We start from the raw sequence: 13,637 nt of genomic DNA, 5'->3' as shown, positions 1-13,637 counted from the left end.
CTCCGACCGAAGGATTCCTTATCGGCGTTTGCGGTGAGTATGGGGTGGGGGAATTCTCCCACTGTCTGGCTTGTCGCTTGCAGAAGCCGCGCATGTCCCTCCACCCCCCGACAGGTTCCTAGCCTAGAACATACAAGCCGCGACCCGCGGCGAATTGGATGTACGACGCCGATTCCACAGCAAGGCCGCCATAGTTTCGCGCCGAGGTCGACGCTACTACACGGATGGCAGGCTGCGTTGGTCTGAACCGTCATGTATGGCTGATTGATGCGGTTTTAACCACCCGCCAGCATCATCCAGAACGATGTGCCGACCCCGACGATGCTTTCGCCGGCCACCAGCCCAGCCGCTGCGGCGATGGTGAAGCGCTCGCCGAGGCTGCGCCAGCGTGACTGAAATACCCAGGCGAGCAGGGCGCCGATCGCCATCATCAGTGAGATCGACGCCGGGATGATGAACGCCAGGCCAAAGGCCGCAGAGCTCGGCAGCAGTCGGGCAAAGGTCGACTGCACGGGCAGGCTTGCTTCCAGGACGCCGAACACCATGCCGCACAAGGCGCCCGCCAGCATGGCCCAGCGAATGCTCACGTCGAGAGAATCGAGGCCATAACCCAGCACTTCGGCGACCGCTTTCCAGGTGGCGACGGCGGGCGCCGGCCATTGTTGGGTGATTAGCATGCCCTGTGGGTCGGGAATTAGGATTTGATAGACCAGCACGCCGACGATGCTGCCGACGAGAATGCCCAGGCATTGGGCGATCAACTGGTTGTAGGGCTTGGCGCCGATGGCGTGGCCTACCCGGAAGTCGTTGAGCAGGTCGGTGCACTGGCCGGCGGCGCCGCCGGCGGTGTTGGCGGCCATCAGGTTGACGCTGACCTGCCCTGGCGCGATCACCCCGAACGTCAGCTGCGACAGCTGCCCGGTGGCGCCAATCGGCGGAATACCGGTCGCCCCGACCACCCGCGCGGCCATGCAGGCGAGGGCCACCGCCAGCGGCACGCTGAGCAGCGCCATCAGCGGGTCGATGTCGAACAGCAGCACCTGCAGCGTCAGCACCAGCAAGGAAGCCAGAACCAGCATCAGCAGCGGCAATTTGGCAGGGCTCTGCCGGGGCGTTTTGCCAGTAGCACGGGCGACGCGCCGGCTCGCCACGAAGCGTACCGCCAGTGAGGTCAGGGTGGCGCAGACCAGCAGGGTCACGCCGGGCCACAGCAGCCACTCCACCAGCGGGGCGAACTGCGGGCCGCCGGCACCGTCGGCAAGCGCGACCAAGCCACTGCTCAGCAACCACGGCGCCAAGCCGCCCCAGGCGATCAAAGCACCGAGCAGCAGCGACAGGCCGACGCGGATGCCGATGATGCCGCCAAAGCCGATCAACAGCGGCGACGGGTCGAGGTTGAAGGTCAGCCGTTCCAACTGCGCGCTGGGCGACCAGCGCGGCAGGCTGTAGAGAAAGGTATCGGCCCATTTCACCAACCCACCGAGCAGCGCCGCCGTGCCGAGCACGCAGAGACGCTGCAGGGCGTCACGCCCATGGTTGTAGACCTGCTGCATGGTTTCCAGGGTGGCGACCGCCTCGGGAAAGCGCAGGCGGGTGTCCTCGACCATGCTGCGGCGCAGGTACCAGGCCACCCAGATACCCAGAAAGCTCACCGAGAACACCCAGGCCATCAATGGCAGCGTGGGCAGCTGTTGCCCGGTCAGCAGGGTGTAGGCCGGTATGGGCGCTACCAGGCCACCGGAAATGATCGACGCGGCAGCCGAGGCAGTCGTCTGGTTGATGTTGCTCTCGCGCATGCTCCAGGCGGTGCCCAGGCGCCAGCGCACCAAGCTTTGCCAAATGCCGTAGCTGACCAGCAGCGCGATGATCGACATGTTGAATGACCAGCCGATCTTCAGGCCCGAATAGATGTTCGATGGCGTCAGCAGGGCGCCGAGCAGCACACCGGAAAACAGCGCGCGGAAGGTGAGTTCGCGGTCGGCGAGCATGGCGAGCCTGCATCTTACGAATGTCGTCGTTTGAGGCGGCAGGAGGGTGGGGGTTCAGTCTTAAGCGGGAGAGGTGTTGCGGGGGAGCAGCGGGGCACCTTGAAGCGCCCCGCTGTTGGATCAGTTGACCGCGTCGGTCAGGGCCTTGGCCGGCACGAACTTCACGACCTTCTTGGCAGCGATTTCGATGGCCTTGCCAGTCTGCGGGTTGCGACCGGTGCGCGCTGGGCGCTCGCTGACCTTCAGTTTGCCGATGCCCGGCAGGGTGATTTCACCACCATTTTCCAACGCGTCGCTGACGATCTCGCTCAGCTGATCGAGTGCCGCACGGACGGTGGTCTTCGGCGTGTCGATGGCTTCTGCGATGTCACCGATCAATTGGTCTTTGGTAATGGCCATGTGATTGCTCCTTGGGGATGAAAAATCTGGCGCCGAATGACGCCGCTACTCAGAGATGATCGATCCGGGCGGTTCTGCCCGATCGGTCAGGCTTCATTGTGACCTACCTGTAGCCGGTTAATTCCGCCGCAGTGCTCAAATCCGGGCGCTTGCGACCTTTTATTGGCGGCGCGCGGTGGCGTCAAGTTCGCGTAAAGATACTGGCTCTTTGCCTTTGCGTCGCGCCAAATGGAGCTATTCTCCTGGAAACAGAGCCAGAACCACGGCGGTTCTGCTGGGGGTAGCCATGCTGCGCGTATTCGCTGATCTCGGGTTTCGTTCGAAGATCGCCCTGCCGATCGTTTTCCTGGCGCTGCTGCTGGTGCTGATGGGCGCACTGGCCATGTGGGGCATCGGCCAGGTGGTCGGTGCCAGCAACCGTATGACCCATCAGTTTCTGCCGGGTGTGAGCCTGCTGCTCAACGCCGACCGCGACCTCTATCAGGCGCTGGTCGCCGAGCGCAGCCTGCTCAGCGATGGTGCTCGGGAACACGTTGCCGACCTGCGTCAGTCCCAGGCCGAGAACGTCAAGCAGGCAGCCGACCGCGTGCGGGCTTATGCGCAGATGCAGCCGGGCGACGAGGCAGCGCGCCTGGTGGCCGACTTCGAACGTGCCTTTGCGACCTGGGAGCGCAGTGCCGCGCAGGTCATGCAACTGATCGGTACCGACCCCGTCGCCGCCGCCCGCCTGAGTTTTGGTGACAGCGAGGCGCAGTTCGATGCCATGCGCGAGGTCATCAACAAACTCGGCGAGCTGGAAGACCAGGGCGCCAAGGATGTCGGCACCGCCGCGATTGCCCAGGGCGAGCGTCTGAGCTGGCAACTTGGCGTGGCAATGGTGAGTGGGTTGCTGGTATGCCTGCTGCTGATCATTGCCTTCCCTAGGCTGGTGACGCGCCCGCTGCACCGTTTGCTCGAGCGCATCGAACAGCTGGCCGATGGCGATGGTGACCTGCGAGTACGCCTGGAGGTGTCCTCGCGTGACGAACTCGGCCGGCTCAGTGCCACCTTCAACCGTTTCCTCGACAAGCTGCACCCGATGATCAGCGACGTGGGGCGGGTTACCGGCGAGGTGGCCAATGCGGCGCAAGGCCTGGCGGTGATGGCGGCGACCAACGATCGGCTGATCAACAGCGAGCATGCGGCGGTCGATCAGGTCAGCACCGCCGCGACCGAGATGAGCGCGGCGGTGCATGAGGTCGCTCGCAGCGCCCAGGGAGCCGCCGATACCGTGCGCCATGCCGAAACCCAATCGCGCGAAGGTGCGCGGGTGGTCGGAGCGACCATCCAGACCATTCGGCATCTGGCCGGTGAGGTGGAAAGCGCCTCGCAGAGTATTCAGGCGCTCGAGCAGGAAGCCGGCAGGATCGGCGAGGTGCTGGCGGTGATCCGCGGTATTGCCGAACAGACCAATCTGCTGGCGCTCAACGCCGCCATCGAGGCCGCGCGGGCCGGGGAGCAGGGCAGAGGCTTCGCCGTGGTGGCCGATGAGGTGCGCGCCCTGGCGGGGCGCACCCAGCAGTCGACCACGGACATCCAGGACATGATCATGCGCCTGCAGGGCGGGGTGCAGAACGCCGTCAAGGCGACCCAGACCGGCAGCCTCAAGGCGCGGGAAAGCGTCGAGCAGGCGGCAGGCGTGGATCAGGCGCTGAACGACACCAGCGAATCGTTGCAACGCATCAACGACATGACCGCGCAGATCGCCACCGCGTGCGAGCAACAGAGCAGCGTCACCGAGGAGATCGCCCGCAACATCACCGATATCCGCGAGCTGTCCAACGAGGCGGCGCATACGTCGCAGCAGAGCACGCAGGCCAGCCAGCGCCTGTCCGAGCTGTCCAGCGACCTGGCGCGACTGGTCGGACGCTTTCGCGTCTAGTCATCCATATGCACGCTAAGTGCTTGAAGCAGTTGTAAGTTCGGCGCAAGCCGGTACAATAGCGCCGGCTCACTGCATGGTGAGCCGCGTTATGGTGGTCCTGCCGGTCCCCCCGCAACGATTACCCGTGAACCTGGTCAGATCCGGAAGGAAGCAGCCACAGCGGGAACATTGTGTGCCGGGGTGTGGCTGGCAGGATCGCCTCCATCTCCAGGCCCGCTCGGGTCGTCCTTTTTGAATATATAGCTTCGGCGCTCGGTACCTACCGCAGCGGCGTTTTCTGCTGTCTGTCGTACCTGATCTCTTCACGCTGGCCATGAAAAAGCCCGTCTCAGGGACGGGCAAAGGGTGACACTGGAGAGCGGCGCTGGCTTACAGGATCGACAGCGGGTAATTGAAGATCAGGCGGTTCTCGTCGAACTCGTTGTTGCTGTAGTCGCGACGGATGCTCGCGTTACGCCAGCGCACGCTCAGGTTCTTGAAGGCGCCGTCCTGGATCACGTAGGCCAGCTCGGTCTCACGGCCCCATTCCTTGCCATCGTCTGTAGCAGCGGTATGCACGTTGCTGCCGCTGATATAGCGGTTCATCAGGGTCAGGCCCGGGATACCGACGCCGGCGAAGTTGAAATCATGGCGTACCTGCCAGGATTTCTCCTTGGCGTTGTCGAAGCTGGAGTTATAGCTGTCGTTGGCCAGGGTGCCGCCGCTGGTGCCGTTGACGCGCATCCAGCCGGTGTCGCCGGTAACCTTCTGCAGGCCGACGTAGAAGGTGTTGCTGCCGTACTTGGCGGAGAACAGACCGGAGTAGGTCTTGTTGTCCAGTTTACCGGCGCGCGCGGAGCCGTCGTCCTCACCCTGGAAGTAGCCGAGGTTGGCGCCCAGGGTCCAGTCGCCGATAGGCTGGCTGTGGATCAGTTGCAGGTACTGCTGCTCGTAGACGTCCTTCAGCTCGGCGCCCCACAGGCCGATCATGGTGCGGTCGCCGTTGAACTTGTACTCACCGCCGACGAAGTTGAAACGGTTGGAGTCATTGGCTGCGCTGTTGCCGCTCAGAAACATGTTTTCCATGCTGGCGTTGTTGCGTTCGCTGTTCTGACGGAACTGGCCCCCGTAAAGCGTCAGGCCGGCGATTTCGTTGGAGGTGACCTGGGCACCTTCGAACGTTTGCGGGAGCGAGCGGCCATCGTCGGCACGCAGGATCGGCAGCACCGGCATCCACTCACCAACCTTCAGTTCGGTCTTGGAGATCCTGGCCTTGGCAGCCAGTGCCAGGCGACCATAGTCGTCAGCCGGGCGGCCGTCGTCATGACGTGGTAGCAGGCCGGTGCCGTAGGTGCCGCGACCGCCGTCGAGCTTGAGCGAAAGCATGCCCAGCGCATCGACACCGAAGCCGACCACGCCGGGCGTGTAACCGGAGCGGGCATCGAGAATGAAGCTCTGGGTCCATTCCTCGGCCTTGTTCTGCGGCGCCGTCGCGCTCGGGCCCTCGGGGTTGGTGAAGTTGCGGTTGATGTAGAAGTTGCGCAGGTTCAGCGACACCTTGGCGTCGTCGATGAAGCCCTCGGCGTGGGCGCCCATCGGCAGGGTGAGAGCAACGCCGAGCGCCAGCAGCGAGGGGGCGAGCAAGCAGCGGCTGCGAACTGCGGTTTCGATCGGTTTCATGACGATTTTCCTTTTCTCAGGACGCACGAGTCCTGCCGCCTGGGCGGAAGCGTTTTTCTGTCATCGATTGATGGAGTTGGCCCGACTGGGCGCTCCGCTACAGCACAGGCCGGGCAGTTTGCCTGCCCAGCCCGGTTATCAGGGTTGCTCGATACCGACGCTGTCCGGCGAGATCTCGATGGCCTTGGCCTTGTACATCGACCAGGCCGTGACCGACTGCCAGCGCTTGAGGAATTGCTCGGCTTCGGCGCCATTGAGGTTCAGGCTCTGGGCGCCGTAGTTCTTCAGGAAACCCTGGAACTCTTCATTGGCCACGGCCTTGGAGTAGGCCTCGACCAGCTTCTGCTTGATGTCGTCGGGAGTGTCCTTGTGCACGAACGCGCCCCAGAACGGGCCCCATGGCAGGTATTCGCCGATGTCCGGCAGGGCCTTGGTGATCGGTTCGACGCCCGGCAGCTCCGGTACTTCCTCGGCGGCCAGCACGGCCAGCGCCTTGAGCTTGCCGGAGCGCACCAGTTCCTGGGCAGCTGCCAGGCTCAGCGGCATGAAGTCGATGTGCTTGCCCATCAGTGCGGTGATGCCGGGGCCGTCGCCGCCAAAGGTCACTTCACGCACCTTCAGCTCGCCGACGGCATTGACCATAGCGTGTACGGTGCTCGGCAGGCCGCCGGCGCCAGTGGAGCCCATGCGCAAGGTGTCCGGCTTTTCCTTGGCCGCAGCCAGCAGATCGGCCATGGAGTTGAAGGGGCTGTCGGCGTTGGTGGCGATCACCACCACGTTCTGGCCAATGATGTTGACTGGGTAGAAGTCGCTGTAGTCGAACTTGGCCAGGCCGAGAACCGGATACAACTGCGGGTTCTCGGCGCCGAGCAGCAGGGTGTAGCCGTTGGGCCGCTGCTGCATCACGTAGCTGCTGCCGATCACGGCGGTGCCGCCGGGGCGGTTGTTGAGGATCAGCTTGGTGCCCAGCTCCTTCTCGACATAGGGCGCCAGGCTGCGCATCACGTTGTCGGTGGCACCGCCAGCGCCCCAGGGGATCACCGCCTGGATGCTGCGTTCCGGGTATTCGGCATGGGCCGGCAGGGCGAGCGTCAGTGCACTAAGGGAAAATGCGACGCCGGTAAGTAGTTGCTTGAGCATGTTGGAGACTCTCCATTGGTTGTTTTTATATATCCGTTTCCGGGCATGCGTGACGCGGTGTATCAAGGTTGAACCGAAGCGGCCTTGCGCTTGCGTTTGAGCCAGCCGAACAGCGGCGTGTTGCTCAGTAGCACCAGCACCAGAGCGCTGCTGAGAATCAGCGACAATGGGCTGCTGACCATTTCGCTGAGCAGCTCGACCGGGTTGTCGCCAACCGAGGCCATGGCCTGGCGGTAGGAGCTGTCCATCAGCGGGCCGAGGATCACGCCAAGGATGATCGGCCCCATCTGGAAGCCGAACGCTTTGAGGAAGTAGCCGAGCAGGCCGAAACCAAGCATCCAGTACACCTCGGTCATGCTGCTGTTCAGCGAGTAGGAGCCGACGGTACAGAGCACCAGAATCAGCGGAATCAGCACGGCCTTGGGCAGCTCGACGACCTTGGCGAACAGCTTGATGCCCATTAGTCCGAAGATCAGCAGGAAAATGTTGGCCAGCGCCAGGTTGCCGACGGTGAACCAGAAGATGTGTGGGTTCTCGACCATCAGCATCGGGCCGGGGTTGAGGCCGTGGATCACCAGCGCGCCGATGATCACCGCGGTGACCGCATCGCCCGGCATGCCGAGCGTCAGCATCGGTACGTAAGCGCTACCGACGGCAGCGCTGTTGGCGGTTTCCGGTGCTACCAGGCCTTCGTAGGCGCCTTCACCGAACGGGCTGGTCGGGTTCTTGACCGTGCGCTTGGCATGGTCGTAGGCGAGCAGGGCAGCGATCTCGCCACCGACGCCAGGCAGCACGCCGACCAGCACGCCGATGATCGAAGTGCGCAGCGACAGCGGCAGGAACTTGAGCACCATCGCCACCGATGGAATGATCTTGTCGACCTTCTGCTTGACCGCCTGGGTGCTGAGGTTATGCAGCTGAAAGAGCGCTTCGGCGACGCCGAACAGGCCGATCATCACCACCACGTAGTGGATGCCGCCCATCAGCTCCATCTGGCCCATGGTGAAGCGCCCTTCAGCGGTGACCGGGTCCATGCCGACCATGCCGATGATCGCGCCCAGGGCGACGGCGAAGATGCCCTTGGCCAGGCTGCCTTCTGCGAGGCTGCCGACCAGCATCAGGCCGATGGCGGCGATCAGGAAATAGTCGCGAGGCGCGAACTTCAGCGCCAGATCACCAAGTATCGGCGCTGCCATTGCCAGTACTAGGGTGCCCACCAGCCCGCCGATCACCGACATCACGGTGCTCAGGCCGATGGCGCGACCGGCCTCGCCACGCTTGGCCAGCGGGTAACCGTCGAACGAGGTAGCCACCGAAGAGGGGCCGCCGGGAATGTTCAGCAGGATGGCGCTGCGCGCGCCACCGTACACGCCGCCGATGAAGATGCCGACGATCAACGCCAGGGCGTCGTTGACGTCCCAGGAGAAGGTGAACGAGACGAGGATGGACACCGCCATGGTCACCGACAAACCCGGAATGGCGCCGATGTAGATGCCCGCGAAGGTGCCGAGCGCCGTCAACATCAGCAGGTTGGGGTCCACCCAGGCCATCAGCAGGTAGGAAAAGGTATCGCTCATGGAAGTCTCGTCTCAGGGCAGGTAGACGCTGAACGCCAGGGTGAACAGCAGGTAGATGGCCAGCACCGAGATGCCGCTGGCGACCAGGGCCGAAAGCACCTTGCCGCGCCGCAGGTAGACGATGGAGAGCATCAGGAAGGCGAAGGTGCTGACGTAGAAGCTCGCCCACTGGATGACGGCCAGGTAGGCCACCGAGAGCAGGGTGAAGACCACGATGTGACGTGGGAAGTGCTCGTGGCTGAAGCGCTTGGCCGAGGCCGCCCAGCTTTCGCCGTGGGTCGGCTTGCCGCGCAATTCCCAGAGCACTCGTACGGCGGCGATCAGCAGCACGGCACCGGCACCCAGGGGGAAGGCACCGGGCGAGCTGATCGAGGAGAACCCGGAAATCAGATAGGCCTGATACAGAACGAACAGGCTGAAGACCACCAGCAAGATGCAGAAGGTGCGCTCACCCACCGGTACTTTTTTCGATGTACTCATGACTCACTCCAGATGCAGCCTGTGCTGCCCGCGTGGGAAAACCGCTCAGGTGCGTATGCCGGCTTGGCGAATCGGCGCGTGGGTAGGGTGCGCGGGCGTCTGGAAAGTGAGCATGTCGAGGGCCGTAGGCGCTAAGGACGACGCGGCGTCGCTGTGCGTATTGGCCAGGGAGCGAATGGCGCTCAGGCTGATCTGCCGGGCGCGGGTGAACACAGTGTCGAGCTGTGGCATGGCGTGACCTTCTTATATTTATAGGTGAGGCATTTTTTCGTGAGTGGTGCTGGCAAATCCGGCATGTCTCACGCAAGTGCTGGGAATACTGTGCGGTGATGCGGGCTAATTCAATTCACCAAATCGGTTCCTGTTCGATAACCGAACAAGAACGAACCAGTTAGTACAATCAGCCGGTCTGGATTATGGCCTCATGTTCCGGCGCAGCCAACCCGCGGCTATCCCGACGGCAGCTGCGATGATTTCAGAATGTGGCGGTTCCGCCGGCACCGCTGGGTCTTTAGAATCGCGGCAAATCAATCGAGGGCATGACCATGGCCGGAAGCCAGATAGAACGGGCGCTCAACCTGCTGGAAAGTCTGGCGGGCGCCGGTGACGTGCCGATGCAGACCTTGGCCGAGCAGTTGCAGATTCCCAAGAGTGCCACCCACCGCATGCTCGCCGAGTTGGTGCGTCTGGGTTACGTGCGGCAGGACGCCGATACCAGCCGCTATCGGCTCTCGACCAAGCTGGTCGCCTTGGGTTTTCGCTACCTGTCGGCCAGCGGCGCCGACATCGTGCAGCCGATCCTCGATCGCCTGGCCCGGCAAAGTGGGGAGCTGGTGCGCCTGGGGGTGATCGAAGGCGAGCGGCAGACCTGGATCGCCAAATCCCAGGGCGCGCGCTCCGGCCTGCGCTATGACCCCGACATGGGCCGTGACGCGCCGCTGCGCTACACCGCCTCCGGCCATGCCTGGCTGGCCAACCTGGCGGACGCCGACGCATTGGCACTGGTGGCGCGCCAGCATATTCCCGACGACAGCGAGTTCGGCCCCAACGCACCCCATGACGATGAAGCGCTGCTCGGTTACCTGCAGCGTGCCCGCGAGCGCGGCTACGCGACCGTGGTGGAAACTTCCTCCCTGGGCACCTGCGCGCTGGCTGCGGTGGTCAGCCACCCGCAGCGCGGTGGCGTGATTGGCGTGCTGAGCATTGCCGGCCCCAGCGCGCGCATGCCCGGCGAGCGCATGGAACAGCTTGCACCCCTGCTGCTGGAAGCGGCTGCCGAGCTGTCGTCAGCGAGCCAGGCATCGGACCTGTTCGTTTGAGTGGCCGATAACGTTCGATTAACGGCCGGGTGCTCTATCCGGTGTTGATTAAATATGGAACTGAGTTCTAGATTGTTGTCGAGCGCGCTGCGCCTATAACAATCAGAAAAGGACTCATACCTTGAACCCTTTGCGAATCGCCCTGATCGGCGCCGGTATCATGGGCCGGCAACACCTCAGTTATCTGCGCGAGCTGCCGCACGCTACTCTCTGCGCGGTCGTCGACCCTAGCGAGCAGGCCCGACTGCTCGCCGCCGAGCACGGTGTGCCGTGCTTCGATGAACTGCAGGCCCTGCTGGACAGCCGCCTGGCCCAGGCAGTGATCATCGCCAACCCCAATGTGGCCCATGTGCCCACTGCGTTGCGCTGTGTCGAGGCCGGCCTGCCGGCGCTGCTCGAAAAGCCGGTCGGCGTCAGCCTGCAGGAAGTGCGCGAACTGGTGGCTGCCGTGCAGCGCAGCGGGGTGCCGGTGCTCGTGGGTCACCACCGCCGCCACAATCCGTTGATCGGCAAGGCGCGGGAATTGATGCTGCAGGGCGTCCTGGGGCAACTCACCACGGTGACGGCGCTCTGGCAACTGCAGAAGCCGGACAGTTACTACGACGTTCCATGGCGGCGCGAGCCCGGAGCGGGGATGCTGCTGACCAACCTGATCCATGATCTGGATCTGCTGCGCTACCTGTGTGGCGAGGTGGACCAGGTTCAGGCGCTTACTAGCCACGCCGTGCGCGGCTTCACCAACGAGGATGGCGCGGCGATCATCCTGCGCTTCGCCAATGGCGCACTGGGTAGCCTGACCGGCTCCGACGCGGCGGCGGCTCCCTGGAGCTGGGAGCTCAGCGCCGGGGAAAACCCGGTGTATCCACGGCAGCCCGATCAGCCGTGTTATCTGCTGGCCGGCACCGCAGGTTCGCTGAGCATCCCGCAACTGCGTTACTGGTCGTACGCCTCCACAGGCGCTGGCTGGCACGAGCCCTTGCAGAGTGTGGAGCATCAATACGAGGCTGCTCCGGCGCTGTTGTTGCAGCTCAAGCACTTCATCGAAGTCGCGCGGGGCGAAGCGCTGCCGCTGGTCAGTGCAGCCGATGCCGGCCGCACCCTGGCGCTGTATGACGCCATCTGCCGCGCAGCCGAGCAGGGCTGCGCCACCGTACCCGAATCCGTCTGAGCCAACGTCCATTCATGGGCCACGGCCCGGAGAGAGATCGATGCATACCCACGAGCGCCTGATGTCCCTGGCCAGCCTGACCGTCCTCGAACTCGAGCCCCCGCAGATGGTCGAGGTGGCGGCCCGAACGGGCTACAGTCATGTCGGCCTGCGCCTGATTCCCGCCACCGACGAGGAACATCACTTCGCGCTGGTGGCCGACGCGGATTTGCGCCGGCAGACGCTCAGGCGGCTGCGCGACACCGGCATCGGCGTACTCGACGTCGAGATCCTGCGGCTCAAACCCCATACACGCTGCAGCGATTTCGAGGCGGTGCTGGAGGTTGGCGCCGAGTTCGGTGCGCGTGAGGTGCTGGTCGCCGGCAACGACCCGGATGCAGCGCGGCTGACCGACAATTTCGGCGAATTGTGCGACCGCGCCCTGCCGTACGGCTTGCGGCCCCATCTGGAATTCATGCCCTGGACCAACGTGGCCGATCTCTCACAGGCAGTGCGTATCGTGCGGCAGGCCGGCCGTGACAACGGCGGCGTGCTGGTCGACGCCTTTCATTTCAATCGCTCGGGGTCACGCCTCGACGAATTGCAGCAGGTGGAACCATCATGGCTGGGTTATGCCCAACTGTGCGACGTGGCCGGGCCGCGGCCGGACGACATGGCGGAGATTCTGCGCCAGGCGCGTAACGAGCGGCGTTTTCCCGGTGACGGTGATTGTGACTTGCCGGGGCTGTTGCGCTGTCTACCGGCCAATGTTCCGTTGAGTCTGGAAATCCCCACCCGGCAGGTGGAGGATCCGACGCAGCGGGCGCAGATGGCCATCGACAAGACTCGGGCGCTGTTGAAACGTCTCGACCTGTCGGCATAGCCCATACTGAAATCCGCAATGGCGGCAGACCGCACATATAGTTAGTTTGCTACCGATAATGACGTCTGGATCACGAGAATTCCCATGAGCACCCCGAGTTCGCTGTCAGGCGTCAATCATCCCTTGAAGGGCATCGCCCTGGTGGTGCTGGCGACCTTTCTGTTCGCCAGCCATGACGCGCTGTCGAAGTACTTGTCCGGCATCTACCCGGTGATCATGGTGGTGTGGGCGCGCTATGTGGTGCACACGCTGCTGATGGCCGGCATCTTCCTGCCGCAGTCGGGGTTGCGCGTGCTGCGCAGCAAACGGCCTGGGTTGCAGGCGCTGCGGGCGATCTGCCTGCTGGGCTGCAGCCTGTTCTTCACCACCGGTCTTTTGTACATCCCGCTGGCCGAGGCCACGGCGGTCAACTTCCTGGCGCCGCTGCTGGTTACCGCGCTGTCGGTGCCGCTGCTCAAGGAGCGTGTCAGCCGGGGGCAATGGGCGGCGGTACTGGTGGGCTTCGTAGGCGTACTGATCATCGTGCATCCGGGCGGCGACCTGTTCACCCCGGCCGTACTGCTGCCGCTCTGTTCGGCTAGCTGCTTCGCGGCCTACCAGATACTCACGCGCCTGCTCAGCCAGCACGACACGCCGACCACCAGCAACTTCTTTACCGGCCTGCTCAATACCTTGCTGATGAGCTGCCTGGTGCCGTTCTTCTGGCAACTGCCGCAGTGGCAACATTTGCCGCTGATGCTGGCCCTCGGCGCGTGCGGCATGTTCGCTCACCTGCTGCTGACCAAGGCCTTCCGCCACGCCGCGCCGGCACTGCTGGCGCCGTTCGGCTACTGCCAGATCGTCTTCGCCGGCCTGCTGGGGCTGATCATCTTCGGCCACGACCCCGAGGCGAGTGCCAAGGTGGGTATCGCCATCATTTGTCTCAGCGGGCTGGCGGCCGCCTATCAGCAACGCAGAAAGCGCTGAAATTTTAGGTTCTTCACGGAATCCTGGGAAAGACAGAAACAAGAACGCCGGTTTGATGGATGATGTTCGTGCGAGCAAACACATCTACAAACCGGCGTTCTTGTGCACGATGTTAATACGTTCCTGCCCTTTTGGGAGGGCTTTTCTGTCATTGG

At 63.7% G+C, this 13,637-nt stretch carries 12 protein-coding genes, 1 other RNA gene and 1 pseudogene; 7 read left to right on the top strand and 7 right to left on the bottom strand.

The annotated features are described in order from the left end of the window. Positions 1-275: 275 nt before the first annotated feature. Both BVH06_RS18970 and BVH06_RS18965 read right to left on the bottom strand, forming a co-directional pair. Complete coding sequence (locus BVH06_RS18970) at positions 276-1,988, bottom strand: OPT family oligopeptide transporter (protein WP_075935119.1); 1,713 nt, start codon at positions 1,986-1,988, stop codon at positions 276-278. A 120-nt stretch (positions 1,989-2,108) separates the two neighbouring features. Next, positions 2,109-2,387, bottom strand: coding sequence for an HU family DNA-binding protein (locus tag BVH06_RS18965; RefSeq protein WP_013791713.1), 279 nt, complete (start codon positions 2,385-2,387; stop codon positions 2,109-2,111). A gap of 286 nt (positions 2,388-2,673) precedes the next feature. Between BVH06_RS18965 and BVH06_RS26395 the strand changes: the two are divergent. From BVH06_RS26395 to ffs, 3 genes and pseudogenes are all read left to right on the top strand, one after another. Next, a pseudogene (locus BVH06_RS26395) lies at positions 2,674-3,450 on the top strand (MCP four helix bundle domain-containing protein); the annotation flags it as partial. A gap of 15 nt (positions 3,451-3,465) precedes the next feature. Further along, positions 3,466-4,308: a methyl-accepting chemotaxis protein gene (locus tag BVH06_RS26390; protein ID WP_371915307.1), complete on the top strand. Its 843-nt coding sequence runs from the start codon at positions 3,466-3,468 to the stop codon at positions 4,306-4,308. Between the two features lie 101 nt (positions 4,309-4,409). Further along, an RNA gene (ffs, locus tag BVH06_RS18955) (signal recognition particle sRNA small type) lies at positions 4,410-4,506 on the top strand. A gap of 174 nt (positions 4,507-4,680) precedes the next feature. On the opposite strand, the gene BVH06_RS18950 is transcribed toward ffs, so the two are convergent. The 5 genes from BVH06_RS18950 to BVH06_RS18930 all read right to left on the bottom strand — a co-directional run bounded on the left by BVH06_RS18950 (position 4,681) and on the right by BVH06_RS18930 (position 9,398). Then, positions 4,681-5,886, bottom strand: a complete 1,206-nt coding sequence (locus BVH06_RS18950) for an OprD family porin (RefSeq protein WP_371915306.1) — start codon at positions 5,884-5,886, stop codon at positions 4,681-4,683. Positions 5,887-6,108: 222 nt separating this feature from the next. Continuing rightward, positions 6,109-7,110 (bottom strand): tripartite tricarboxylate transporter substrate binding protein, encoded by a 1,002-nt coding sequence (locus BVH06_RS18945; RefSeq protein WP_075935116.1) that lies wholly within the window; start codon positions 7,108-7,110, stop codon positions 6,109-6,111. 62 nt (positions 7,111-7,172) lie between these two features. After that, the gene (locus BVH06_RS18940; protein WP_075935115.1) at positions 7,173-8,687 is read right to left on the bottom strand and encodes a tripartite tricarboxylate transporter permease; all 1,515 of its coding nucleotides are present in this window, start codon (positions 8,685-8,687) and stop codon (positions 7,173-7,175) included. Positions 8,688-8,699: 12 nt separating this feature from the next. Next, positions 8,700-9,167 (bottom strand): tripartite tricarboxylate transporter TctB family protein, encoded by a 468-nt coding sequence (locus tag BVH06_RS18935; RefSeq protein ID WP_075935114.1) that lies wholly within the window; start codon positions 9,165-9,167, stop codon positions 8,700-8,702. 45 nt (positions 9,168-9,212) lie between these two features. Beyond that, positions 9,213-9,398, bottom strand: a complete 186-nt coding sequence (locus BVH06_RS18930) for a hypothetical protein (RefSeq protein WP_075932744.1) — start codon at positions 9,396-9,398, stop codon at positions 9,213-9,215. A 314-nt stretch (positions 9,399-9,712) separates the two neighbouring features. Between BVH06_RS18930 and BVH06_RS18925 the strand changes: the two genes are divergently transcribed. The 4 genes from BVH06_RS18925 to BVH06_RS18910 all read left to right on the top strand — a co-directional run bounded on the left by BVH06_RS18925 (position 9,713) and on the right by BVH06_RS18910 (position 13,482). Continuing rightward, positions 9,713-10,486, top strand: coding sequence for an IclR family transcriptional regulator (locus tag BVH06_RS18925; protein WP_075932753.1), 774 nt, complete (start codon positions 9,713-9,715; stop codon positions 10,484-10,486). A gap of 121 nt (positions 10,487-10,607) precedes the next feature. After that, positions 10,608-11,654, top strand: a complete 1,047-nt coding sequence (locus BVH06_RS18920) for a Gfo/Idh/MocA family protein (RefSeq protein ID WP_075935113.1) — start codon at positions 10,608-10,610, stop codon at positions 11,652-11,654. A gap of 40 nt (positions 11,655-11,694) precedes the next feature. Next, the gene (locus tag BVH06_RS18915) at positions 11,695-12,516 is read left to right on the top strand and encodes a sugar phosphate isomerase/epimerase (RefSeq protein ID WP_075935112.1); all 822 of its coding nucleotides are present in this window, start codon (positions 11,695-11,697) and stop codon (positions 12,514-12,516) included. An 84-nt stretch (positions 12,517-12,600) separates the two neighbouring features. Next, positions 12,601-13,482 carry a DMT family transporter gene (locus BVH06_RS18910; RefSeq protein WP_075935111.1) on the top strand — a complete coding sequence of 294 codons (882 nt, stop codon included), beginning with the start codon at positions 12,601-12,603 and terminating at the stop codon, positions 13,480-13,482. Positions 13,483-13,637 lie beyond the last annotated feature (155 nt).

Source organism: Pseudomonas sp. PA27(2017) (genome assembly GCF_001945445.1).
Taxonomy (GTDB): domain Bacteria; phylum Pseudomonadota; class Gammaproteobacteria; order Pseudomonadales; family Pseudomonadaceae; genus Aquipseudomonas.
Note: the sequence above shows the minus strand (reverse complement) of the source record. Positions and strands in the feature narration are given on the sequence as shown.

What these genes read in the sequence shown, in the direction of transcription:
- BVH06_RS18910 (WP_075935111.1), top strand. Translation starts at nt 12,601, where the DNA reads ATGAGCACCCCGAGTTCGCTGTCAGGCGTCAATCATCCCTTGAAGGGC.
- BVH06_RS18945 (WP_075935116.1), bottom strand. Translation starts at nt 7,110, where the DNA reads ATGCTCAAGCAACTACTTACCGGCGTCGCATTTTCCCTTAGTGCACTG.
- BVH06_RS18915 (WP_075935112.1), top strand. Translation starts at nt 11,695, where the DNA reads ATGCATACCCACGAGCGCCTGATGTCCCTGGCCAGCCTGACCGTCCTC.
- BVH06_RS18925 (WP_075932753.1), top strand. Translation starts at nt 9,713, where the DNA reads ATGGCCGGAAGCCAGATAGAACGGGCGCTCAACCTGCTGGAAAGTCTG.
- BVH06_RS18965 (WP_013791713.1), bottom strand. Translation starts at nt 2,387, where the DNA reads ATGGCCATTACCAAAGACCAATTGATCGGTGACATCGCAGAAGCCATC.
- BVH06_RS26390 (WP_371915307.1), top strand. Translation starts at nt 3,466, where the DNA reads ATGATCAGCGACGTGGGGCGGGTTACCGGCGAGGTGGCCAATGCGGCG.
- BVH06_RS18935 (WP_075935114.1), bottom strand. Translation starts at nt 9,167, where the DNA reads ATGAGTACATCGAAAAAAGTACCGGTGGGTGAGCGCACCTTCTGCATC.
- BVH06_RS18950 (WP_371915306.1), bottom strand. Translation starts at nt 5,886, where the DNA reads ATGGGCGCCCACGCCGAGGGCTTCATCGACGACGCCAAGGTGTCGCTG.
- BVH06_RS18930 (WP_075932744.1), bottom strand. Translation starts at nt 9,398, where the DNA reads ATGCCACAGCTCGACACTGTGTTCACCCGCGCCCGGCAGATCAGCCTG.
- BVH06_RS18940 (WP_075935115.1), bottom strand. Translation starts at nt 8,687, where the DNA reads ATGAGCGATACCTTTTCCTACCTGCTGATGGCCTGGGTGGACCCCAAC.
- BVH06_RS18970 (WP_075935119.1), bottom strand. Translation starts at nt 1,988, where the DNA reads ATGCTCGCCGACCGCGAACTCACCTTCCGCGCGCTGTTTTCCGGTGTG.